This window comes from Streptomyces sp. ITFR-6 (assembly GCF_031844725.1).
Classification (GTDB): domain Bacteria; phylum Actinomycetota; class Actinomycetes; order Streptomycetales; family Streptomycetaceae; genus Streptomyces.
In genome coordinates, this window is record NZ_CP134612.1 from 5,214,800 (window position 1) to 5,233,426 (window position 18,627).

Here is an 18,627-nt window from a genome sequence, read left to right on the forward strand (position 1 = left end):
CCCAGAGCGGGATCGTCCGGACAACGGCGGATATCGGCGAGACGATCGACTGCGGCCCCCTCCCCACCAGCACGGATACCGTCCGGACGCGTCCGGACGCCGCCCCTGCGGACAGTCCGTCGGGGGTCCGGTTCGCGTATAACGCGCGCGTGCCCCGACGCCACCTCGGCGCAGCACTCGCCGAAGCGCTCACCCTGCTCGCCCGCGAGACCGCCGACGGAGGCGACCCAGGCGGGCCTGCCCCGGCCGGTGAACCGCGCTGCACCGCGGTCTGGTCCAGCACGGCCAAGGGCACGGTCACCTGCTGGCGTGCGGCCAGCCACAACGGCCGTGACCGCGACGAATTCGGATCTCCGCAGCATATGGGTGACGCCCAGGACGGCACCCGCTACCGGTGGAGCGATCACGAAGGCACCACGCCGCACCAACCACCCGGCTTTATCGACCACCGCACCGAAGTCCGCGCCTCGATCACGGATGCCTTCGACCTGCCCCCGAGCATCCTCCGGAAGGACCCGACGTCATGACGCCCGAACAGGCCAGCGCCCACGCCGCGCTGGTGCTGATCCGCCGCCTCGTCCGCACCCACGGACTGAGCGTCGAGGACGCGGCGACCGCCGTTGCCCAGCGCCGCCGCCGCGAGGACGGCCCGCACACGCACCTCGTCGTCGCCGAGGCGCACGCCGTCCTCGCCGAGGCGATGGCGCCGATCCGCACGTTCATGGAGGCGATGCGCCCTGTGGCCAAGGCGGCAGCGGCAGCGATGGCCGAACTCGCCCGCGCGCTCCAGCCCGTCGCCCGCCAGGTCGCCACCGTCCGCGACCGGCCGGCCTGGGCGAGCCCGTACGGGCCGCCGCCGCGCCGCCGCTGAACCGCCCGACACCGAAGGACCTCCGTGAGCAACGACGACATCAGCGAGGCCCCGCCCAGCTACGCGCCCTGCGCGGCCGTGCGGATCACGCCGTACGACGGCGACCACCCCCCCGACCACGACCAAGCGGTCACGTACCGGTTCGGCACGCCGATCACCTTCGTGCACGTCTACCGGACCCGCCACCCGTACCTCGGCACGACGGTCAGCCGCGACGAACAGCGGATGCCCGGCCTCGTCGGCTTCACCGTCCCCGACGACCACGAGGAAGCCGACACCGCCCTCGCGGTCGCGCAAGGACTGTGGCAGCGGCGGGGCACGTACGTCGCCGTCGACCTGTGGTCGCGCAGCCCGCACGGCCAGCTTTACGCCCTCGTCCCGTTCTGGAAGCGCCTCGACCTCGACGAGCACCCGGGCCTCCCCGAGCGCCCCGAGCACCGCACCATCGCGCTCGGCGAGAGCTGCCCCGCGCCCCGGACCGTCCTCTGGCCGCGCTCGGTCACCGAACCCGGCCCGTACACCGTCGAGCCCGGCGTGCAGATGCTCCTGTCGACCGACGTCGACCCGCCACCACCCGCCGGCTTCCCCGCTCCCACCCGGACTACCGGACAGCGGACAGCCTCCTGACCAGCCCGGACACCGTCCGGGCACCGAGAGCGGTCCTCCTCCCCGACGCGGGGACGAAGGGCCGCTCTCGCGCGTGGGGGACGCCACGCACGCAGTGCCCAGCGCTGGGCACTGCCGCCGCACCACCGCGGCAACCCTGGAGATCCACCGAGAAGGAGCCCACCGTGAACACGCACCACCAGCCCGCCGCCGTCCAGGCCGCCGTCGCGTACGCGGCCCTCACCGCGGCCCACGAGGTCGGCGACTACATCGTCCAGCGCGACGCCGACGCCACGGCGAAGGGCAAGCACGGCCCGGCCGGCGCCGTCGCCTGCGCCCGCCACGTCGCCTCGTATACCGCCACGCAGGGCCTCGCGCTCTACGCAGCCGACCGGTACCTCCGGCTCGGCCTGAACTGGCGCCGCGCCGGGGCCGCGCTCCTCGTGTCCGCCATCACGCACTACGTCGCGGACCGCTGCAACGACCACTGGCCCGACGACAGCAAGGACGCGCCGCTCCTCGTCCGCGCCGCACACGCGGCCGGGAAGACGAAGTGGCTCAAGGGCGACCCGGCGGCCGGCCCGCTGATCGACCAGGCATGGCACAAGGGATGGATCAGCCTGGCCGCTGCTGTGGCCGCCGGGGGCGGACGCGGCGCCTGACCCACCCGGAGACTGCTCGGAGACCACGCCCCCTCTCTTCTGCTCTTGCACCCTGGGAGAGGGGCGTCGTGTGGCGTCAGCCCGCCCACCCGATGTCGCGCACTTCTGGGCCGTCGGCATATGTCACGTACGAGACCCAGCACAAGGCGCCGAATGCGTCGGTAGTCTCCTCGCCGCCGGGCTCCGGCCACCACGCCGGATGCCCGGCGATCTCGACGAGCAGGCCCTGCACCGCCGCCCGCGCCTCCTCGGACGGCAGCCCGTCCATGACCTGCACGGCCAGCCACTCCAGCCGCATGTGCGGACCTCCGATGATCGACAGACGGCACGCTACGGCGAGCCGGCCGATCCAGCCAGAGCCTGCCGGGCGGTCTGAGCACCGCTCGGCCGCCTCACGTCTCTGGCTGCGCCTCGGCCGCCTTCTTGGCTGCCGCCTTCTTTCGCGTCGCCCCGCTCAGTCCCTTGCCGATCTGCTGCGCACGCTCCGGGGTTACACCGCCGATGATGGCGGCGATCTCTGGCCACGTTCGCTGCTCGTTCCGCAGGGCGTTGACTCGCTTCTCCCGCAGCTTGCGCAGGTCGGACCCGAGGTCGGGCCATCGGCGCAAGACCTCGGAGACGGCGGACGTACAGGCAGCGTCGTCTTCTATCTCCGACAACGCCGCGATGGCCTCCAGCACCTTGGTCACCTCTGGCGTCACCTCCTCCTGATCGTCAGACACGCCCCGCTCCTTCCTGATTCGCGGGACGACCACACCACACAAACCCTAGGGCTTGCCATGTCCAGAGACAAGCCCTAGGGTTTGTATTGCGAGGTCGGCGCCCGCCGATCCCGTAAGTACAAGTCGGCCCCCGGACGGGGCCTAGAGAACGCCGTCCGGGGGCCACGCCAGACCTGCCTGTAACAGGAGCTGACGCACATGGACCAGATTACTGATCAGACGACCCCTGTGGTCGACAAGTGGGTCACCAGCGTGCTGCTTGCCGTCGCTGACCACTTCACCGAGACGACTCCGACCGCCGTCCTGGAACAGCACAGCCTGCTCGTCAGCGTCGGCGCGGAGGCGTACCGCCTCGTCGAGCGCCGCTCGGATGGCTCGGGCCAGGCCCTCTCGAAGGCAGCCCTCGCGGCCATGCCGGAGGTGCCCGCCGGCATCACGCGCGGCGAGTTCGCTCTGTGCCTGCGTCGCGCCGTCGACAAGTGGACGAGCGATGACAACGAGCGGGTGACCCCGACGATCCCCGCCCCGAGGCCAGCGTCGATCCCGTCTCAGCCTCAGGCCGGTGAGAGCCGATGAGCGCCGAGACGACCCCCGTCGACCAGGACGCGAACGCCACCGCGGCTGAACTCCTCGCGCGGGCCCAGGTCGACCGCGAGGAGCAGGTCGCCACGGAGAGGGCGAGGGGCCAGAAGTGAAGGGCCTCAACTGGCTCTGCGCCGGTCAGACGTGGGCGGACCGCGACCGCCTCCGCGAGCACTACGGGCGCTGACGGCAGCACCTCTACCCGACCTCAAGGACGCCGTGGGCGGCGCACCCCTTCTTCGCGCTGCCCACGGCGCCATCCAGCCATGCCGAAATCCCCTTGGAGAACCCGATGAACATCAAGCGCATCAGCACCAACACCGCCCTCGTCGCCGCCCCGGCCGTTATCGCACTCGCCGCATCCCTGCTGATCCCGACCCCGGCCGCGGCTGACCCGCTGGCCCCACCGACCGGCGGCTGCCCCGGCGTGAGGGTCGGCACGTACCGGCTCAACGGCTCCTCTCACATCGAGATCTACTACTCGCCGGCCCATGGCGGCACGAACTGCGTGAAGACGGTGTCCGAGAAGACGTCGCGGCGCTACCTCCAGGTGTGGGCCACGGTCGTCGGCACCAGCAAGGCCAACTCCGACGAGGGCCTGTACCGGTCGTACGCCGGGCCGCTCACGTTCACCGGCGTCGCCGGGCGGTGCATCTCCGTGGTGGCGAAGGCGAGCCCCGGCACCAATCCGGCCGAGGTCACGAGGCGGTCTCTGGACGCCCTGCACTGCGGCTGACCCGGACCTCCCTGTCGTCCCCAGCTCCAGCCCCGGAGGGCTGGGGGCGGCAGAGAGGTCCGGACCAGCCGGCCCGCCCCGGAAGGGACAGCGATGCGCGCCCTCTACGTCCTGGCCATGGTCTGGCCCCTCGTCCTTGTCACCTACCTCATCGCCCGCTGACCCACGTCTGGAGCTGGAGCACGATGACCGATCCCACCACCCAGCCGCCGCGCATCGAAGGCGTGAAGTACCGCAAGGTGCGGCTGTTCCGCAATGAGACGACCGTGATCGACGGCATCTCTTCTACCCGGCGGGTCGGGTACGACGGGTGGGAGCCGGTCCCGCCGCGCGAGTGGGACGAGCTGATCCTCAAAGGCGTGACCGGCATTGCGATCGGCTTCACCACCATCGCCATTGCGGGCGGAACGGCCAGCCTCGGCGGTCTCCTGAACCCGCTCGTCCCCGAGGTCGTCGCGTACGGCATGGGCAGCGTGTTCGCCATCGCGTGGCTGTACTGCCTCGGCATCGAGTGGCTGAACCGGACCGCCCCGGACCGGGCCCGCCCCGCGAAGGTCGCCGGGTGGCTCTTCCTGCTGCTCAGCATGGGCGCCGTCGCCGCATACGGTCACACGCTCCACAAGGAGTGGGCGGGCGCCTTCGGCGCGTGCGTCGACCTGGTCGCCAAGGGCTCGTGGTGGCTGCTGCTCCGCGAGTATGCCGTCCCGCTTGACGAGGGCGTCGCGCACTGGGTCCAGGACGAGGAGCAACGGCTCGCTGGGCGCTCACTGCTCGCCGGCCGGGTCCGCCGCCTCAACCGGCGGGCCGCGTACCAGCGGGCCGTCGGAGGCGCCGAGTTCCAGGCCGCCGACGCGATGCTGACCCGCGCCGAGGCGGCGCGGAGCCTCCCCGAGGCAGCAGCCGAGCACGCTCCAGAGCCTGTACCCGCCGCGCCCGCCGCTCCCCCTGCTCCGCCCGTCGTCCCCGCGGCCACCGCGCCCGTCACCCCTCCTGCGGACCCTGGAAGTTCAGTCCCTTCGGTCCCTCCGGCGGAGCAGCAGGAGGTCGAGCAGCAGGCCCCGGTTCCGCCGGTGTCCGACATCAGCCGCCCGGCCATCGCTGCGATCTGCCGCAAGGAGATCGCCGCCGACGCGGAGGTCAAGGACGCGGACCTCGTCACCGCGGTGCTCGCGGCCGGCCACCCCGACAAGCCGAACCTCGCGGACACCGTCCGTCGCACGGCTCAGCGCGTCGACCCGACTCGGAAGACCCGGAAGATCTCATGACCCACACGCTCGTCCTGGTCGCGTTCGTTGTCGCCGTCTGGTACTTCCCAGGCGGGCGGCAGCGGCTCGGCGCGGGCTCCTCGGCCGCCGCTCAGGCCCGCCGCCTCCGCACTCCACTGGTCCGCCTCGCCGACCTGGTCGGCATCCAGACCGCCCGTGGCCGCCAGGCGCAGCAGTGGGCCGCAGGGGCTGCGGGGGAGAAGGCCACCGCAGCCCGCCTCAAGTCCCTGGCCCGCCAGGGCTGGACCGTCCTCCACGACCGTGCGCTGCTCACCGGCTGGGCGAACGTCGATCACCTGGTGATCTCGCTGACCGGAGTGGTCTTCGTGGTCGACAGCAAGCTGTGGTCCGCCCGGTACCGGCTGAGGGTCGTCGGTGGCCGACTGCTGCACGGCAACCGCGACGTCACCGAGCGGCTGCGCGGCATCCGCCATGAGGCCCGCTCCGTCGCCGAAGCGCTCGGCTGCCCCGTGATCCCGGTCGTGTCCATGGAGGGCGCACCAGTCGAGGGCGGCGAGCTGGTGATCGACGGCATCCGCATCGTCCCGGCCGAACGCCTCGTGCCCGTGCTCCGGTCCCTCGGCCGCAGCAAGGGCGCCTGCGGTAAACACCCCGGCCAGCGCGCCGCTCGCCTCTTCAAGCCGTACCGAAGGAAGTGACCGCCGTGGACAGCCCCACCGACGACGAGACCGAGGACCAGGCCCCGGCGAAGACCTCGTTCCGGGTTCGCGACGTGTTCGCCTTCCGCCGCCGGGCCGAGCCCGAGAGGGGCGAGGACGCGGAGCCCGAGGTCCCGCCCATGCCTGCCGAGCCGCCGACGGTCCCCGCCCAGCCGGCCCACGGCGGCGGCCGGCTCCCCGCCTGGTGGGAGCCGAAGAAGGACATCTCCGCGGGCCCTGGCGTCGGCGGCATTAAGTGGATCAACGGCGTTCCCCATCACGTCCCCGCGCCCAAGCCGAAGCAGTGCGAGCACCCGGAGCCCCACGAGGTCCGCAACAAGGTCACCGGCCATCTCCTCGCGTACTGGTGCGCCGAATGCGAGACCCAGCTCAGCGTCCCCGACGACTACGACGAGCTCGCCGACATCACCGACGAGGACGGCGACGGGGGAGAGGTCGATGAGGACGGAAACCCTGTCGACAAGGTCCCGGCCGCTGTCCGCCGCCGCTGGACCATGCGCGGCAACGGCAAGAAGACGTACGCCCGCCCCGTGTACGGCAAGACCTCGGAGGACGGCAAGAAGTCCGGGATCGAGGCGTGGACAGCGCTGCCGAAGAAGACCCGGCATCTGCTCTACAACGGGGTCGCGCTCGGCGCCGGCTTCTACCTCGGCGTCCCGCAGTTCTTCACGGACGAGGTCGCCTACCTGGTCGCCAACTACAGCTCGTGGACCGACTTCTACGTGTGCGTCTGGTACGGCATCGCGGTCGGAATCTGGGTCCTCGACTACCGCACCCGGAACTGGTTCCCGCCCTTCGCGCTGGCCGCCCGCATTCCCCTCGTCTCAATGATCGTCGGCGTCCTGCTGTACGGCGATCCGGCCGCCTGACCGCCTCCCTCCCCGAACGGAAAGCAGCATGAGCAGCAGCCTGATCCCCGCCTTCGGCGCTCCCGGCCTCGCCCTCGGCCTGACCGGCATCCTCTTCTTCGGTACCACCACCGGCGGCAAGGTCAAGCCCATCGGCTGGTGGTGGACGCTGTTCCTGGCCATGGTCGCCGGAGCCGCGTACAAGGCATCCGGGACGCCCTTCGACCTCGTGTCCAGCCTCATCAACGACCTGCTCTCCCTGTTCGGCGAAGTCGTCCAGCGCACCACCATGGCGGGCATCGCCCTGTTCGTCACCGGCGTGATCCTCTACAAGAAGCTTACGACCCGGCAGGTCGCCGTGATCGGCATCCTCTACTGGTACATCGCCTCCGGCGCGGGTGGAGGGTTCTCCCTCCTCGCCGAGAAGATCCAGGCGATCATGCAGAGCTTCGCCTGATGGCCGCCCACCTGCACGCCGTCCCCGACCCCGAGCCCGACGAGGCCCCGGGGCCGGGGGACTGGTCTATCCCGACCGTCGTCGTCGCCCCGCGGCCCTCGGCGGACGACGAGACCCCGGTCGACGCCCGCCAGATCGAGGACGCTCGCGCCGACGAGGAGGAGCAGGGCCCCGACGACCAGAACGACGTCGCCGACGACGAGAAGCCCGAGGACGACGACCAGGGCGACGACGTAGGGGAGCGGCACGGGCTGCTCGCCGACCTCAAGCCGTACTACGACGTGCGCCAGCTCCCGGTCTCCGAACTGCGCGCGCTCGCTGTCGAGGTCGGCAAGACGGCCGGCCCACCGCTCCGGTACGGCACCGCCCGGGTCCTGCACGGCATCGGCCGGGTGCTGCGCGACCTCGTTCAGATGGCCGCCTGGTATGGCCGGGGGATCGGCGTACTCCTGGTCCTCGTCGCCGGATGGCTGTCCGGGAAATACGGCAAGCGGGGCAGCCTCGGCGCCCGGTTCGCCGGCGCCGCGTTCCTCGTCTACGCCGTCGTGCGGCTGTCGCAGAAGTACCCGGACGCCTGGCTGCTCCTTGTCATCGCGCTGGTCATCACCGTCGCCCTGGCCGCGTCGGGCCACATCGAGATTCCCGTAAGCAAGCCTGCGAAGAAGGCCGACGACAAGAAGAAGACGACGAAGGGCGATGAGAAGAAGGGCGGCACCGGGAGGAAGGCCGCCGCGCCGGAGAAGAAGGAAGAGGGCCCCGAGAAGGCCGCCGAGGTGTCGAAGGAGGACGCGCCCAAGCCTCCCCGGAAGGGCCGGCTGGCCCGCCTCCTCGACCGCCGCGCGACTCCCCCCGAGAAGCCGCCGGTCGACCCCACCGAGACCGACATCGAGACCCCGGAAGCGGACCCCGCCGAAGGTGAGGAAGAGGCCGAGGAAGAGGCCCCTGCGGCACCCTCCACCGAGGCCGTGATCCGGGCTCTCCACCACCTCTACCAAGGGGGCAGTGGAGTGCTGCACACCGCCCTCGCTCAGCACCTCCAGCTCCCCCACACCCGGGCCGTAAAAGAGGTGCTGACAGAGGCCGGCATCACCCACCGCCCGGGGGTGCGCACACCGGCCGGGAACGGGCCCGGCGTGCACCGCGAAGACATCCCGCCGCTGCCCTCCTCCCAGGGAGACCTCCAGGGGGTCGATGTTGTCGCAGGTCAGCCCGCCAACGCCAACGCCAACAACGCCGAAAGCGGCCCCCGAGAGGGGTTGTGTGTAGAGGGCAACGTCTGGACGTCGACGGAGCTGACGCAGGGCTACCGGTGGGTGCAGGACGAGTCCAAGCCGTGCGCCTGGAGGATCGAGCAGTACAAAAGGCACTGACGCTCGGTCGCGGAACGAGTGCAACCTGTAGCCGAAGGGCGAGGAGTCCGTCATGATGGAGGTGATCTGAAATGAGGGAGGCAACGGTGATGAGCCACATCCAGCACACTCCGCACGGGCAGTGCTGCTGCTGCGCCCGAGCGAGCGCCGCCCAGGCCGAGGAGCCCGAGCCGTTCCGGTTCTCCGACGTCCCCTCGGGGCAGTGGCTCGTCGGCAGCCTGATGATCCTCGCGATCGTCATCACGATCGCCGTCCGGCACCTGTAGAACAGGGCCGCACACGCGAGAGGCCGCACACGATTCGTGTGCGGCCTCTCGCGTGTGCGGAGGGGGTACGCTCCCCCGTCCAAGGTGCAGTTCGGAGGGTGGCGTCATGGCGGGTACGACGGCGTTCGTATGGGTTCTCCTCGGCGGCTGCGCGGTCGCGCTAACCGCGGTCGTTGCGCGCGCGAAGGTAGAGATCGCCCGGATCCAGGCGAAGCACGCAGAGCCGAAACGCCCGAGCTGACCGACCCGGTCAGTCCTCGCTGGGCGACGTCTTGCGCTGGCGCAGCCCGGGGACCTTGTACTCCCGGGCGATGCCGGTGATGGTCCCCTCGGTCCACGGCGTGTGCGGGGCGAGCGCCCCGTGGGAGACCTGAGCGGTGCGCAGCTCCTTGGCGACGGCCGCGCGGGCGGCGTGCCGCTTCTCCTCTTCGAGCTTGACGACGTCCTCCCAATCCTTGATCGCGGCCAGCATCTCCTCGCTGGGCTGGTAGTCGGCATACGTGTTGCGCGGTCCGGTTCGGCTCATGCCCCGAGTGTTCCACGAGTCCGTTTCGGCAAACCCGGTACGGACAACAGATTCCATAAATTCATTTCGGTTATCTGGTTTCGCTCAATCCATTACGGAAAGAATGGAGGTGTATCCACTCACCACCCCACCCGGAAGGCCCCACATGACCGACAGCCCCGCCCGCACCTACGCGGAGCGCCTGGCCGCCTCCTCCCCTCTGCCCGCCGTCCCGGCCGGAGCCGGCATCGCCGTCCACCTGATCTCCACTCCAGCGCCGCCGAGGGAGCTAACCTCGTGATGTCGCTGGTTGTGGGCCGGACACACTACGCAGTTGTGGGGTGAGTCCGATAGCGAGCGTTTGCGCCTGTGGTGAGTACTTCGTCGTGAATGATGAAGGTGAACTCTGCCTCGTTCCCGGCACGATGGGGCTGCGGGACGTGATCTCGATCAGCTCCCCAGGGACCCACCAGTTCGTCAAGGGCGACTACCCCTGGCTGTCGCGTGTGCGGGTCCAGGTCCAGGGCGGCGGGGGCGGGTCCGGCGGCGCCGACTCCGATCAGAACGAGGCCATTTTCCGGCCGGGTGGTGCGGGCGGCGGCTGGTCGTCGTCGCTCCTGGACGTCTCCCTGCTGGGTGCGGTGGAGACCATCGTGGTCGGCGCGGGTGGGCTGGGCGGCTCCGCGAACCAGCCCGGCGTCGCAGGGGGCAGCAGCAGCTTCGGCGGCCTGGTGGTGGCCAACGGCGGTGACGGCGGGACGGCGAGCATGACCTCCGGTACCGGCGCCACGACGGCCAGCGGCATCCCCGGCCCGTTCGGCGGGTCCGGAGAGCTCGCGATGGGCGGCGGAGCCGGTGAGGGGGCTATCCGGCTGAGCGGTAGTTCCGGCCTCGCCGGCATGGGCGGGGCCTCCCACCTCGGGTTCGGAGGGTACGGGCGGGCGACCCACGGGCCGGGAACCTCAGCACGTGGATGGGGTGGCGGAGCAGGCGGTGCCGTGTCCATCGGTGGCGAGGCACAGCCTGGTGCGGACGGCGGCTTCGGCATCGTGATCATCGAGCTCTACGGCTGATGTCCGGTCGACTCCGGACATCGCTTCGGACAGTGTCCGCGCAGGTCGCGGCCCTCAAGTCTCGCGTGTCCGGACACTGTCCGGACACCTCCGGCACTCCCCTGGAGGTGCGCATGTCCCAGCAGCCGACCGTCGGTAGGACGGTCCACTACGTCAGTCACGGAACCCCGTTGCGCAGCGACGGCAGCCAGGTCTTCCCGCCGACCTGCCGCTCCGCGACCGTCACGGAAGTAGACCCGGAGGACCCCGGCCGAGTCGGGCTGTGCGTCATGAATCCGACGGGCCTGTTCTTCCACCCGCTCGATGCGGGCGGCTCGGTCCACGACGACACCGGTGCCCAGCTCGGCGGCACCTGGCACTGGCCGGAGCGTGTGTGATGGCCGCACCGCTGACTGCTGACCAGCTACTGAAGGCGCTGCGTGCGGAGGGAGTGACGGTCGTGGAGGTCGGGGACTGGCGTACTCATAACCGCAACCACAAAGGGGCCTGGGGCCCGGTGCACGGCTCGCTCGTCCACCACACGGTTACGTCTGGCACCGCGGCCACCGTCGCGATCGTCCGGGATGGCTATCCCGAACTGCCGGGCCCGTTGTGCCACGGGATGATCGCCAAGGATGGGCGGGTGTACCTGGTCGGGTACGGCCGCACCAACCACGCCGGTGGCGGCTGCCCCAGGGTGCTCAACCAGGTGATCAACGAGTCCTATGGCGCCCACCCGTCCCCGCCGACCCGAGGCAACCTCGATGGCACGGACGGCAACCGGCACTTCTACGGGTGGGAATGCGAGAACCTCGGCGATGGCGAAGACCCGTGGTCGGCCGTCCAATACGACGCGATCGTGCGCACCCAGGCCGCTCTCATCCGCGCTCACCGCGCCAAGGGCGACGACTGGGGTCTGGAAGGCAAGTCGTCGATCGGGCACCGGGAGTGGTCGAACGACAAGGTCGACCCGGTCGGATTCACCATGCCAGCCCTCCGCGCGGACGTCGCGGAGCGGCTGGAGCACCCAGCGAGCTGGAACCCCACGACGGAGGACGACATGCCCACGCGAGCCAATCCCACGGTCAAGAAGGTGGCGGGCCGTCCGGGCGGTGAGTGGTTGACCGTGCCGCTCTCCGGTCCGCTGGTGACCGGCGCCGCGCACTACTCCGGCACCGTGACGCTGCGCCTGGCCGGCGTCACGGACCGGGCGACGGTGCAGCTGCGGTTCTACGAGACCAAGGGCGGCAAGCGCCACAAGACCGGCCAGATCGTCGAGCGTGCCGGCACGGACGGGGACACGTTCGTGGACGTCACCAACGGGGGCGGGCACGCCGATGACGGCGCCGCCCTTGGCGTCGAGTACGCCGTGTTCGGCTCCGCCGGTACGCACGACCTGCTGTCCGGCCAGGCGCAGCTCCTCTACTGGAAGTGACGTCGAGCTCCCGTCGTGTCACCCATCACGGAACCACCGCCACTATCTGAAAGGGGCTGGCTCATGGCCGCTCACACCCGCGTGGAGAACAAGGTCAGCTGGGCCGCGGCCGCGGCCTACATTGCGTCGACCGGGCTCCTGGGATCGCTCGCGATCATCCAGGACGATGCACGGCTGCTGTCCTGGATGCCTGATGCAGCGGCCCCGTTCGCTCTCGCCCTGGTTCCCGCGGCCATCACGTTCGTTGCCGGGTGGCAGGCCAAGCACACCCCGCGCGCCGTACCCGCGGCTATTGCTGACCTGGACGGTGACGAGTGAGCGTGGAAGCGACCGGTATCCCGGCTATCGACGCTGTGCTGGTGTGGGGAGGGGTGGGGTCCGTCGTCATGGCGGCGGGCGCCGCGCTGTGGCGCATCACGCGCGGGGTGCTCCACATGAGCAGGCGCGTCGAGCTGTTCATGGATGACTGGTCCGGGGCGGAAGAGCGCCCCGGGGTGCCTGGCCGCCCTGGGGTTATGGCACGTCTGGGCGGGTTCGAGGACCGGATGACCAGGGTTGAGCACGAGCTGTATCCGAATTCGGGCGAGTCGCTGCGGGATGCCGTAGACCTCGCGAACCAGCGCCTGGCATTGATGTGCCCGGACGACCCCGACCGCAGTGCTCAGTTCCCGTCACCCGCTCCCGCCGGTGGGAACTCCTGAGGCTGGGCAGGCCGCACGGTCAGCGTCCCGTGCGGGGCTACAGAAAGCCGAGATCTATGTCGGGCCGGCAGTTGCACCGCCCGAGGCCGCCGCCACGGCGCGAGCGCCGCCGATATCGCGGTGTCCAGGCAGCTCTTGCGGACCGTCTCGACCAGCAGCACCCCTCCGGCCTGGGAGGCCACCGCCCTCGATGCGGACACGCGGATAGGGCCCGATACGTTTCTTCACCTGGGGAGTGCTTCTTTCATGCGGCGACCTGGACCCCAGACAAATCCATCGTTGCAGGTCAGGAGCACTCGTCGCATTTCCGGTCCATGCATCGGACACCTCAGCCACGTGAAAGCCCGAGGTTAAGGGGTTGGGAAGTGTCCTTGCCTATCCAGCCACATGGCATCGCCGAGACGCTCCTGGCCTACTGACCATTCTATCTTGCTGCCGTGTCGGCCTCGGACGACACGGCAGCAACACGCATTGTGATTGAGTTCACAATTTGCGTGCGCAACGAACTCAAAGTGATGACGCTCTGAAGGTAAAGGTCCCTTTTTTGCGGCGATCACCACATATCTTTCACGAGATCCGGTCGACAATGTGACCGAACGTGATGCATCAGTGACAAACCAGAGGACTTTCGCAGGTGACAGCGCCGAGCGCGCTGGTCTATGTTCGCCCCGGCGCTTCACGACTCGACCACGTGTGCGACAAAACGGCGGGGGATGACGACGGTTCTGCGGCATGCCGCGACCGTTCTTTGCGGACGGGCTGCACTCCACGCCTTGGATTCGGGCCGACCGCTGGGGGCCCATCGCTCGACACGTGGGGAGTCGTGGCACGCCACGACATGCCGCATACGGGTGGGAAGTAGTCAGCCACCCTGAAGGCGGCGTGCATTGGGAGAGATGGGGCCCCCGGCCGGGTGCCGGCAAGCAATGGCCAGGAGCCCCATGAGTCGGAACTCAACATCCTGGAGGATGTAATGCGCTCCATCGGTAGCATACGCGCCAAGCACGTAGCCACAACACTCGTTGCTGTCCCTGCGGCCTTCCTTCTCACCATGGCGCCCGCACAGGCAGCCGGGAAGACGACCGTCACCTACACGTCGGAAGGTGGCAGTACGTACGGCGGCAAGGCGATCTTCTGGGGCGGCTATGACCAGGAAGCCTTCCAGGTGTGCGACACGAAGAAGGACGGCATGGCAGCCTGGGCGCATTGGTCTTGGAAAGGCGGCTCGGTCACGTTGGAGGATGCCAACGGCTCGACCGCCTTCTGCGACAACGAACCGCAGCACATTGCTCGGAAGCAGGTTCCTGAAGGCTCCACAGTTGACATCACAGTGTGCCGCGTAAAGAACAGCGCGAAGCGGGACTGCACGTACAGCTTCGGCAAGGCGTGAACTAAATGATCCGAGGGGCGGCCACGCACTGCGCGGCCGCCCCTCGGGCACGTGGGCTTGGGAGCCACCTAATGCGCGATTATCTACTTCTACTTTGCATTGCGGCTGCAGTTACCGCACTGCTGACCGGCCCAGTCCGCCATGCGGCCATCGCGACTGGCAGCCTTCCGGAAGTGCGAAACCGTGACGTTCACAAAGCTCCCACCCCGAGAATGGGCGGCGCAGCGATGTTCGCAGGCCTCGCTGCCACTCTCGTTGTCGCCGAGCACCTTCCTGATTTTAAATCCACCCATAATCTGAACGATATCCGGTCAATTTTCACGGGCGCCCTACTCTTGTGGATTACGGGCGTGTTGGATGACAGACTCGAGTTGACGGCCCTTGTTAAATTGGGTGCACAGCTTGTGGCTGCCGGGGTGATGTCATGGCAAGGCGTTACCCTATTGTGGCTGCCGATCCCCGGCGTCGGAAATGTTGTGTTGGCATCTCCCCTCAACGTCATCGTGACCGTTATCATCCTGCTTGTTTCAATTAACGCCGTGAACTTCATTGATGGCCTTGATGGGCTCGCAGCTGGCGTAGTCGCCATCGCGGGAACTGCGTTCTTCGTCTACTGTTACAGGCTTTGGTTCGGCCACGGCATAGAGGCTGCGGCTCCCGCCGCTATGCTATCGGCGATCACGGTCGGGATCTGTGTTGGATTTTTGTTGCATAATTCACACCCGGCGCGCATCTTCATGGGTGATTCCGGTTCGATGCTATTGGGGCTCCTTCTTGCAGGCTCCTGCATCTCCTTTCTAGCCGAAGTAGATCCTGATTCCCTTGCGCGTCAACTGGGTGGAGAGCGCAGTGCTGTTTATGCCTCCACGCCTCTGTACCTAGCCGTTTTGCTACCAGCGTTGATAATTGCGCTCCCGCTCGCCGACCTTTCCATGGCAGTCGCGCGGCGCATACTGCGCGGGCAGTCTCCGTTCGCAGCAGACAAAGGGCACTTTCACCATCGCCTCTTGCGAATTGGGCATACTCACCCACGGGCTGTGCTGGTGATGTACTTTTGGTCCGCCTTGCTCTCGTTCGGGGCCGTAGCGTACTCAGTAGCCCCAAGCGGTCGAACGATATTGATCATTGGCGCCCTCGCAATCAGCGGTCTGATACTGCTATTCGCTCCGCACATTACGGATGAAAAGTGGCGATGGAGACGACGATGACAATCGTCAAGATTGCCAGTCCGGCCAAGAATCCGACGACTGCTGATCTGTCGGACCGAGCTTTATGGGACCGATCCTCTTCCAATTCCTCTCTTCTTTGAATTCTCCCATGGATCTCCACTGCGTCAGGGTCGTCAGACATTTCGTCTATGCCGCGCCTCACCAAACGAGCAATTTCGCGGTCTGTGATCTTCCTTGACGAGTTAAGGGAGGGATCATCTGCCATAACGCACCTCATCGTTGGCCAGTTCTTAACATCTTCGCATAGGGAAAAGCCTGTGCCTACCTCCTCGTCGGCTCCTATTGGTCACTAACTCAAAGGGTTCTCGTTGAGGGTGTAGCGGACGTGGGGGCCGTGGAAGTAGCCGCGGACGATGTGGGGCTGGCGTTGGCGTCTGCGGAAGAACCGGCGGGTCTCGGCGGCGAGTTCGGCCTGGCTCCTGGCTCCTGGCGCCGTGGCTCTTGGGCAGGCTGTGCTTGAGGTCCGCGTTGACAAGCTCATCAGGGTTCAGCTCGGGGCTGCACGGGGGCAGGAAGTGCAGCTCGATCTCCTCGGCGTGGTCCGCGAGCCAGCCCCTGAACCTTCTTCGAGCGGTGCGCGGAATGCCCGTCGACCACGAGGTGGATCTTGTGGTGGTGCGCCTTGGCTGATGCCCAGCCTCCAGGACCCAGTCTGGCGTTGGTGGTCGCCGTACTCTCCCTCCCGCGATTCGAGTTTCTGCTGCTCTGCTGCGGTGACGGCTGCGCGGACGTGCCCGATCCAGATGGTGAGCTGCTGCTCCAGGGCGCGGAGGCGTGGCAGATCAGCAGGAAAGCCGTACATATGTTCTACTCTACGCCGGATGCTTGAGTGAGCGAGGAGGTCCGCATGGAAGACGCTGACCAGCTGCGATCCCTCGGCGTAGACCTGTCTGCCCTGGACCCGGCGCCGCCACAGACGCCGCGGTGGGACGCCGGAACCGAGCGGCTCAAAGCGCGGCACCCCTGCCTGCTCTGCGGCCAGCCGTCCAGTGCGGTCGGAATCGCGCATACTCCCGGGCACGGTCGCCGATGGGTTGGCACCTGCATGCCGTGCCTCGTCGCCACCACCCCGAGCGGTCGCACTGGAGTGTCGCTGACCGACACGCTCGCCGTATTGCGGGAGGCCGCCCGCGAGGTGGGCGCCGTCCTGAAGATCATCACCGACGAGGCGTAGCCACCCGTGGACCACTACTGCCTGACGCTGACGATCGGAGCCCGGACCATCATGCGCGGGTGGTGCCCGGACCTGCCGACGGCCGAGCGAAAATGCGCCCACACGAGCCAACCCCCCGGTCAAGAAGGTCGCGGCCCGTCCGGGCGCCGAGTGGCTGACTGTGCCCCTGTCCGGCCCGATGGTCAACGGCGCTGCTCACTACTCCGGCACGGTGACGCTGCACCTGGCCGGGATCACGGCGGGGGCGACGGTGCAGCTGCGGTTCTTCGAGACCAGGGCGGCAAGCGCACCAAGAGCGGGCAGATCGTCGAGCGCGTCGCCACGGACGGGGACACCTTCGTGGACGTGACCAATGGGGGCGGGCATGTCGATGCCGGCGCCGCACTGGGGGTGGAGTACGCCGTCTTCGGTGACCAGGCCACACACGACCTGGTGTCCGGCCAGGCACAGATCCTCTACTGGCCGTAGCGGCGCGCTGGCCACCGCCATCACCACACGGACCTACGTCATCAACCTGTAAAGGACTGCTCTCATGGCCACTCGTACCCCGGTGGAGAAGAAGGTTAGCTGGGCTACGGCCGCGGCCTACCTCAGCTCGACCGGCATCCTCGCCATCCTCGCGACCGTCCAGGACGACGCGCGGCTGCTCTCCTGGATGCCTGATGCGCTCAGCCCGTTCGCCCTGGCCCTCGTGCCCACGACCATCACGTTCGCGGCAGGGTGGAGGACCCGTTACACCCCTCCTCGGGCGCCTGCGCCCGAGGAGGGGTGAGCATGGACGGCACAGGGATCGAGGCCGTGGACGTGATCCTGGTGTGGGGCGGTGCTGTCACCGTGCTGGCCGGCGCGGTGGTTGCGGTGTGGCGTGCGGTCCGTGGCGCGCTGCACCTGGTCGGCAGGGTGGATGAGTTCATGGATGACTGGACCGGCGAATCAGACCGGCCCGGTGTGCCTGGCCGCCCCGGTGTGATGGCACGGGTCTCCGGTATCGAGGACCGGCTGACTGCCGTCGAGCATGAGATGTATCCCAACAGCGGGGCCAGCCTCCGGGATGCCGTGGACCTCGCGAACCACAGGCTGGCCCAGCTCTGCCCGGACGAGGGTGCCCCGATCGCATCTCCGCCGGCTGCGAGACCTCCGGCCGCAACCTCATGATGGCCACCCGCCCCCGTGGTTCTGGGGACGGAAGGTTTCACGGACCGGAAGATCCCCCCCCGAAACTGCTGAGATGTCAGCTAGTGGACTTCCTCGTCGGGCACTCACTCTGTGGGACCTTGTTCTTTTCTGACAGCGGGGAGCCGTCCAAACCGACTCCGGCCCAGTAGACACCGATGGAGGATTGGGGCTGGCCGGAGGTCGCGGTGACGAACACCTGGGAGACGTATCTTTGCCCCCCACGGGTAAGGCCTTCGACTTCGATGACACGCCCCCCCGCAGTTGTCTTTGAGTTTCTCACTGGCGCGGTGCGCAAAACGCGGGGTGGGTCGGCTGGCTTGAGGCAGTTCGCGGCGGCTTCCTTCCAGACGGCTTGGCACGCACCGACTTGGTAGGCGTACTTCTTGCAGAAGTCGACTCCATCTCCACCCGCAGGGGCGGCTGCCACCTGTTTGAGGACTGCAACCGCCTCCTTCTCGCTGACTGCTGGAGCAGTCGTCGGGGCAGCCTCATGCCTCTGCGTACCAGTACCGCACGCTGTGACGAGGGATGCTACTGCTACGACGGCGAAGGCAAGTCCGCGTTTCATGAGTCTCCTCCGGTATGGGGCGAGGGGCCCTCAGTCCTTGCTGAGACGCAGCCCATCGGAACCACCGTGCGCCCTATGGATCTTAACTGAGCACAGTCTGCTTTCTCCTTGGCTTCCGTACGACGAAACTCACCAAATCTGATGGCTGCTTGAGCCTTATGGGACCGACATGGGCGACTCGTTGCAATATGACCGAAATGGGGCGCCCGTTACGTTTTTGTGTGCGGCGCGCACATTTGAGTAACGGCTATTCTTTACGGGTCACATTAAGATAGAGGCCCGGGTTTTTGAACCCACTCTGCATGAGTTCGGACCTCATGCTTTGCTCAAGT

General features: G+C 68.1%; 28 protein-coding genes and 2 pseudogenes. 25 read left to right on the forward strand and 5 right to left on the reverse strand.

The genetic code is table 11. The features are described 5' to 3' along the window. The first annotated feature begins 149 nt into the window (after positions 1-149). From RLT59_RS23815 to RLT59_RS23830, 4 genes are all read left to right on the forward strand, one after another. Positions 150-527, forward strand: a complete 378-nt coding sequence (locus tag RLT59_RS23815) for a hypothetical protein (RefSeq protein ID WP_311305281.1) — start codon at positions 150-152, stop codon at positions 525-527. Then, entirely contained in the window at positions 524-871 is a 348-nt protein-coding gene (locus tag RLT59_RS23820) for a hypothetical protein (RefSeq protein ID WP_311305282.1), read from the forward strand. Before RLT59_RS23815 ends, RLT59_RS23820 begins: the two co-directional genes overlap by 4 nt. 24 nt (positions 872-895) lie before the next feature. After that, complete coding sequence (locus tag RLT59_RS23825) at positions 896-1,498, forward strand: hypothetical protein (protein ID WP_311305283.1); 603 nt, start codon at positions 896-898, stop codon at positions 1,496-1,498. A gap of 164 nt (positions 1,499-1,662) precedes the next feature. Continuing rightward, the gene (locus RLT59_RS23830) at positions 1,663-2,139 is read left to right on the forward strand and encodes a hypothetical protein (RefSeq protein WP_311305284.1); all 477 of its coding nucleotides are present in this window, start codon (positions 1,663-1,665) and stop codon (positions 2,137-2,139) included. Between the two features lie 76 nt (positions 2,140-2,215). Here RLT59_RS23830 and RLT59_RS23835 read toward each other — a convergent pair whose 3' ends face one another. Continuing rightward, the gene (locus RLT59_RS23835; RefSeq protein WP_311305285.1) at positions 2,216-2,437 is read right to left on the reverse strand and encodes a hypothetical protein; all 222 of its coding nucleotides are present in this window, start codon (positions 2,435-2,437) and stop codon (positions 2,216-2,218) included. A gap of 94 nt (positions 2,438-2,531) precedes the next feature. Next, complete coding sequence (locus RLT59_RS23840) at positions 2,532-2,861, reverse strand: hypothetical protein (RefSeq protein WP_311305286.1); 330 nt, start codon at positions 2,859-2,861, stop codon at positions 2,532-2,534. Positions 2,862-3,059: 198 nt separating this feature from the next. On the opposite strand from RLT59_RS23840, the gene RLT59_RS23845 reads away from it, so the two are divergent. From RLT59_RS23845 to RLT59_RS23885, 9 genes are all read left to right on the forward strand, one after another. After that, complete coding sequence (locus RLT59_RS23845; protein WP_311305287.1) at positions 3,060-3,437, forward strand: hypothetical protein; 378 nt, start codon at positions 3,060-3,062, stop codon at positions 3,435-3,437. Further along, positions 3,434-3,556, forward strand: a complete 123-nt coding sequence (locus RLT59_RS23850) for a hypothetical protein (protein WP_311305288.1) — start codon at positions 3,434-3,436, stop codon at positions 3,554-3,556. Before RLT59_RS23845 ends, RLT59_RS23850 begins: the two co-directional genes overlap by 4 nt. 179 nt (positions 3,557-3,735) lie before the next feature. Continuing rightward, complete coding sequence (locus RLT59_RS23855) at positions 3,736-4,179, forward strand: hypothetical protein (RefSeq protein ID WP_311305289.1); 444 nt, start codon at positions 3,736-3,738, stop codon at positions 4,177-4,179. A gap of 185 nt (positions 4,180-4,364) precedes the next feature. Beyond that, positions 4,365-5,444 (forward strand): hypothetical protein, encoded by a 1,080-nt coding sequence (locus RLT59_RS23860; protein WP_311305290.1) that lies wholly within the window; start codon positions 4,365-4,367, stop codon positions 5,442-5,444. Further along, positions 5,441-6,103, forward strand: a complete 663-nt coding sequence (locus RLT59_RS23865; protein ID WP_311305291.1) for a nuclease-related domain-containing protein — start codon at positions 5,441-5,443, stop codon at positions 6,101-6,103. Before RLT59_RS23860 ends, RLT59_RS23865 begins: the two co-directional genes overlap by 4 nt. Positions 6,104-6,108: 5 nt before the next feature. After that, positions 6,109-6,993 (forward strand): hypothetical protein, encoded by an 885-nt coding sequence (locus RLT59_RS23870; RefSeq protein WP_311305292.1) that lies wholly within the window; start codon positions 6,109-6,111, stop codon positions 6,991-6,993. Positions 6,994-7,021: 28 nt separating this feature from the next. Next, positions 7,022-7,429 carry a hypothetical protein gene (locus RLT59_RS23875; protein WP_311305293.1) on the forward strand — a complete coding sequence of 136 codons (408 nt, stop codon included), beginning with the start codon at positions 7,022-7,024 and terminating at the stop codon, positions 7,427-7,429. Continuing rightward, a complete protein-coding gene (locus RLT59_RS23880; protein WP_311305294.1) occupies positions 7,429-8,799 on the forward strand; it encodes a hypothetical protein in 1,371 nt (456 codons plus the stop codon). The genes RLT59_RS23875 and RLT59_RS23880 overlap by 1 nt, the downstream gene beginning before the upstream one ends. A 71-nt stretch (positions 8,800-8,870) precedes the next feature. Continuing rightward, the gene (locus tag RLT59_RS23885) at positions 8,871-9,065 is read left to right on the forward strand and encodes a hypothetical protein (RefSeq protein ID WP_311305295.1); all 195 of its coding nucleotides are present in this window, start codon (positions 8,871-8,873) and stop codon (positions 9,063-9,065) included. Positions 9,066-9,315: 250 nt separating this feature from the next. On the opposite strand, the gene RLT59_RS23890 is transcribed toward RLT59_RS23885, so the two are convergent. Then, the gene (locus tag RLT59_RS23890; protein ID WP_311305296.1) at positions 9,316-9,591 is read right to left on the reverse strand and encodes a hypothetical protein; all 276 of its coding nucleotides are present in this window, start codon (positions 9,589-9,591) and stop codon (positions 9,316-9,318) included. Positions 9,592-9,736: 145 nt separating this feature from the next. Between RLT59_RS23890 and RLT59_RS23895 the strand changes: the two genes are divergently transcribed. From RLT59_RS23895 to RLT59_RS23920, 6 genes are all read left to right on the forward strand, one after another. Next, positions 9,737-9,871 carry a hypothetical protein gene (locus tag RLT59_RS23895; RefSeq protein ID WP_311305297.1) on the forward strand — a complete coding sequence of 45 codons (135 nt, stop codon included), beginning with the start codon at positions 9,737-9,739 and terminating at the stop codon, positions 9,869-9,871. 85 nt (positions 9,872-9,956) lie between these two features. Then, positions 9,957-10,643 (forward strand): glycine-rich domain-containing protein, encoded by a 687-nt coding sequence (locus tag RLT59_RS23900; protein WP_311305298.1) that lies wholly within the window; start codon positions 9,957-9,959, stop codon positions 10,641-10,643. Between the two features lie 113 nt (positions 10,644-10,756). Then, positions 10,757-11,020, forward strand: a complete 264-nt coding sequence (locus RLT59_RS23905) for a hypothetical protein (RefSeq protein WP_311305299.1) — start codon at positions 10,757-10,759, stop codon at positions 11,018-11,020. Next, positions 11,020-12,057, forward strand: a complete 1,038-nt coding sequence (locus RLT59_RS23910) for a peptidoglycan recognition protein family protein (protein WP_311305300.1) — start codon at positions 11,020-11,022, stop codon at positions 12,055-12,057. The genes RLT59_RS23905 and RLT59_RS23910 overlap by 1 nt, the downstream gene beginning before the upstream one ends. Positions 12,058-12,120: 63 nt before the next feature. After that, positions 12,121-12,375, forward strand: coding sequence for a holin (locus RLT59_RS23915; RefSeq protein ID WP_311305301.1), 255 nt, complete (start codon positions 12,121-12,123; stop codon positions 12,373-12,375). Further along, a complete protein-coding gene (locus RLT59_RS23920; protein ID WP_311305302.1) occupies positions 12,372-12,758 on the forward strand; it encodes a hypothetical protein in 387 nt (128 codons plus the stop codon). Before RLT59_RS23915 ends, RLT59_RS23920 begins: the two co-directional genes overlap by 4 nt. A gap of 59 nt (positions 12,759-12,817) precedes the next feature. Here RLT59_RS23920 and RLT59_RS23925 read toward each other — a convergent pair. Further along, a pseudogene (locus RLT59_RS23925) lies at positions 12,818-12,986 on the reverse strand (IS1380 family transposase); the annotation flags it as partial. A gap of 823 nt (positions 12,987-13,809) precedes the next feature. Here RLT59_RS23925 and RLT59_RS23930 point away from each other — a divergent pair. Continuing rightward, a complete protein-coding gene (locus tag RLT59_RS23930) occupies positions 13,810-14,148 on the forward strand; it encodes a hypothetical protein (protein ID WP_311305303.1) in 339 nt (112 codons plus the stop codon). 212 nt (positions 14,149-14,360) lie between these two features. Continuing rightward, positions 14,361-15,356: an MraY family glycosyltransferase gene (locus RLT59_RS23935; protein WP_311305304.1), complete on the forward strand. Its 996-nt coding sequence runs from the start codon at positions 14,361-14,363 to the stop codon at positions 15,354-15,356. A 310-nt stretch (positions 15,357-15,666) separates the two neighbouring features. On the opposite strand, the pseudogene RLT59_RS23940 reads toward RLT59_RS23935, so the two are convergent. Beyond that, positions 15,667-15,986, reverse strand: a pseudogene (locus RLT59_RS23940) (transposase); the annotation flags it as partial. 238 nt (positions 15,987-16,224) lie between these two features. Between RLT59_RS23940 and RLT59_RS23945 the strand changes: the two are divergent. From RLT59_RS23945 to RLT59_RS23960, 4 genes are all read left to right on the forward strand, one after another. After that, positions 16,225-16,551: a hypothetical protein gene (locus RLT59_RS23945; RefSeq protein WP_311305305.1), complete on the forward strand. Its 327-nt coding sequence runs from the start codon at positions 16,225-16,227 to the stop codon at positions 16,549-16,551. Between the two features lie 339 nt (positions 16,552-16,890). Then, positions 16,891-17,019, forward strand: a complete 129-nt coding sequence (locus RLT59_RS23950; protein WP_311305306.1) for a hypothetical protein — start codon at positions 16,891-16,893, stop codon at positions 17,017-17,019. A gap of 64 nt (positions 17,020-17,083) precedes the next feature. Continuing rightward, positions 17,084-17,323, forward strand: coding sequence for a holin (locus RLT59_RS23955; RefSeq protein ID WP_311305307.1), 240 nt, complete (start codon positions 17,084-17,086; stop codon positions 17,321-17,323). Between the two features lie 2 nt (positions 17,324-17,325). Beyond that, positions 17,326-17,706: a hypothetical protein gene (locus tag RLT59_RS23960; RefSeq protein ID WP_311305308.1), complete on the forward strand. Its 381-nt coding sequence runs from the start codon at positions 17,326-17,328 to the stop codon at positions 17,704-17,706. Positions 17,707-18,627 lie beyond the last annotated feature (921 nt).

Bases quoted from the DNA above. Each gene is read 5' to 3' on its own strand.
- RLT59_RS23930 (WP_311305303.1), top strand. From the start codon at position 13,810: ATGGCGCCCGCACAGGCAGCCGGGAAGACGACCGTCACCTACACGTCG.
- RLT59_RS23945 (WP_311305305.1), top strand. From the start codon at position 16,225: ATGGAAGACGCTGACCAGCTGCGATCCCTCGGCGTAGACCTGTCTGCC.
- RLT59_RS23875 (WP_311305293.1), top strand. From the start codon at position 7,022: ATGAGCAGCAGCCTGATCCCCGCCTTCGGCGCTCCCGGCCTCGCCCTC.
- RLT59_RS23910 (WP_311305300.1), top strand. From the start codon at position 11,020: ATGGCCGCACCGCTGACTGCTGACCAGCTACTGAAGGCGCTGCGTGCG.
- RLT59_RS23855 (WP_311305289.1), top strand. From the start codon at position 3,736: ATGAACATCAAGCGCATCAGCACCAACACCGCCCTCGTCGCCGCCCCG.
- RLT59_RS23865 (WP_311305291.1), top strand. From the start codon at position 5,441: ATGACCCACACGCTCGTCCTGGTCGCGTTCGTTGTCGCCGTCTGGTAC.
- RLT59_RS23885 (WP_311305295.1), top strand. From the start codon at position 8,871: ATGAGGGAGGCAACGGTGATGAGCCACATCCAGCACACTCCGCACGGG.
- RLT59_RS23860 (WP_311305290.1), top strand. From the start codon at position 4,365: ATGACCGATCCCACCACCCAGCCGCCGCGCATCGAAGGCGTGAAGTAC.
- RLT59_RS23880 (WP_311305294.1), top strand. From the start codon at position 7,429: ATGGCCGCCCACCTGCACGCCGTCCCCGACCCCGAGCCCGACGAGGCC.
- RLT59_RS23935 (WP_311305304.1), top strand. From the start codon at position 14,361: ATGGGCGGCGCAGCGATGTTCGCAGGCCTCGCTGCCACTCTCGTTGTC.
- RLT59_RS23850 (WP_311305288.1), top strand. From the start codon at position 3,434: ATGAGCGCCGAGACGACCCCCGTCGACCAGGACGCGAACGCCACCGCG.
- RLT59_RS23915 (WP_311305301.1), top strand. From the start codon at position 12,121: ATGGCCGCTCACACCCGCGTGGAGAACAAGGTCAGCTGGGCCGCGGCC.
- RLT59_RS23820 (WP_311305282.1), top strand. From the start codon at position 524: ATGACGCCCGAACAGGCCAGCGCCCACGCCGCGCTGGTGCTGATCCGC.
- RLT59_RS23895 (WP_311305297.1), top strand. From the start codon at position 9,737: ATGACCGACAGCCCCGCCCGCACCTACGCGGAGCGCCTGGCCGCCTCC.
- RLT59_RS23890 (WP_311305296.1), bottom strand. From the start codon at position 9,591: ATGAGCCGAACCGGACCGCGCAACACGTATGCCGACTACCAGCCCAGC.
- RLT59_RS23905 (WP_311305299.1), top strand. From the start codon at position 10,757: ATGTCCCAGCAGCCGACCGTCGGTAGGACGGTCCACTACGTCAGTCAC.
- RLT59_RS23845 (WP_311305287.1), top strand. From the start codon at position 3,060: ATGGACCAGATTACTGATCAGACGACCCCTGTGGTCGACAAGTGGGTC.
- RLT59_RS23955 (WP_311305307.1), top strand. From the start codon at position 17,084: ATGGCCACTCGTACCCCGGTGGAGAAGAAGGTTAGCTGGGCTACGGCC.
- RLT59_RS23960 (WP_311305308.1), top strand. From the start codon at position 17,326: ATGGACGGCACAGGGATCGAGGCCGTGGACGTGATCCTGGTGTGGGGC.
- RLT59_RS23835 (WP_311305285.1), bottom strand. From the start codon at position 2,437: ATGCGGCTGGAGTGGCTGGCCGTGCAGGTCATGGACGGGCTGCCGTCC.